The organism is Vibrio sp. Vb1574 (assembly GCF_033338675.1).
Window position 1 is genome coordinate 1 of the sequence record NZ_JAWOTC010000114.1, and the last position, 1,850, is coordinate 1,850.

General features: G+C 41.9%; 2 protein-coding genes. One reads left to right on the top strand and one right to left on the bottom strand.

What is annotated here, in order from left to right:
• Positions 1-683, bottom strand: a 683-nt coding sequence (locus tag R7O12_RS23960) for a TraB/GumN family protein (protein WP_318126535.1), incomplete at its 3' end; no start/stop codon positions are given.
• Between the two features lie 560 nt (positions 684-1,243).
• Between R7O12_RS23960 and R7O12_RS23965 the strand changes: the two genes are divergently transcribed.
• Positions 1,244-1,850: carbohydate-binding domain-containing protein (locus tag R7O12_RS23965; RefSeq protein WP_318126536.1), on the top strand; the 607-nt coding region annotated here is incomplete at its 3' end.

Genomic DNA, 1,850 nt, shown 5'->3' on the forward strand with positions numbered 1-1,850 from the left:
TATAAGAACGCTTCGTTAAAATCTTCCGTCGCTTTGTCTGTTAAAGATGCCTCTTCCAGCATACTTCCATCACCACTTTTCCAGCTTTCTATCAAACACTGTACAAGCTTGTCACCACCTTCGTATTCGTCTATCGAGGACAGCAGCATTTCTTGCCCACCATTTGGCTGACCAGCAATAAGATCGATTTGAAACTGCACCGATTCTAACGAGAGGACTGGGAGGTGCTTTTTCTCAGCTAAACCAATTAGATGCATGTCTACACCTTCGTCTGATACGTAGCCAAGCTTATTGACTAGCGCGAGTTGGATGGTCAGAGCTGCGGTCCAAGGTGGCGCATTGAGAAGTTGCGCTTCAGCCATGCCTAGATCTTTGGCGATGTTCACTAACAGTTGGCGTTGAGTTTTGTCGAGTACGTCTTTAGAGAGAATCGAACTCACTGGGTACACCACACCTTCAGAACTTCTTACATCGGCCTCAATAACTAAGCCCGAGCTTTGTTCCAAAAACTTAGTGATGTTTTTCGGAAGTGGATACATGCTTTTATCACCGACATGTACGGAGCCGATAATCATGTATTCCGTATCGCCTTTTTTAGCTCGCCAGTGTTGAGGCTCAGCGTAGGACGAAAAGGAGGTAAAGATAACAATAAGAGATGACATCAGTGTCATTAGGCGAAACATAGTTTTTATCCTCGGCTGAATCTTATGGTGAGACTCTGATTTCAGCATCTACAACTCACAGGGGATATTACTTTATACCCAAATAAAGCTTAGACACCAGAGCTCACTTTAAAACTATTTTTTGCAACGATTGGATAGACCAACCAATCGACAAAAACGTCATTTCAAACAATATTGACGAGTTTTGACACGCTAAAAATGAGATTGACTTCACGAAAGCTAAATTGGTGAGTTTGTTATTAATGGTTCACAAAATAATCAGATGTGATCCGAATCCTACAAAGTCATACCAAATCAATCGGAATCGGTGATTTAGATCGCAACAAACTCGTCAAAATAAGTTGTTCGATTTTGACGTTGGTTGTAAGTGCATGAAATAAATGTGTTTATATTTTTTCTTGGTGAGTGGAGTTTGAGCTGGATCACTTCTTACTTTTATTTATTTTACGCTTAGAAATAACTGCTTGTATGTTGAATGACATTGTTGAGCACCACAGATTTGGGTGCTTTTAAATTGCGTAATTGTCGTTTTGAACCACTGACTTTTTGGGGAAAGTAAGATGTTGAAACCTAGTTTGATTGCTGCTTCTGTTATCGCAACACTAGCAGGTTGTTCTGCTCTGCAAAGCTCTGAGCAACAAGTTGTAAATTCACTGGCTGATAACCTTGATATCCAGTATCAAGTGCTCACTAACCATGGTGCTAATGAGGGGCTGGCATGTCAGGATTTGGGCGCTGAGTGGGCATCTTGTAACAAGGTCAACATGACGCTAGTAAACCAAGGCGAAGCAGTTAACTCAAAAGATTGGGCGATCTACTTTCACAGCATTCGTTTGATCCTAGATGTCGACAATGAACAGTTTAAAATCTCTCGCGTAACGGGTGATCTACACAAACTTGAACCAACTGATAAGTTTGATGGTTTTGCAGCGGGTGAAGAGGTGGTTCTTCCTCTGATCGGTGAATACTGGCAGCTTTTTGAAACAGACTTTATGCCGGGTGCATTTGTTGCAGCGCCAAACGCTGAACCTAAAATGATCGCTTCTCTCAATACTGAAGATGTGGCTTCTTTTGTCACTGGTCTTGAGGGTAATAACCTAAAACGTACACCAGATGACAACAACATCTTTGCTAGTGCGGTATCGCGGTTCGAGAAGAACGACGACT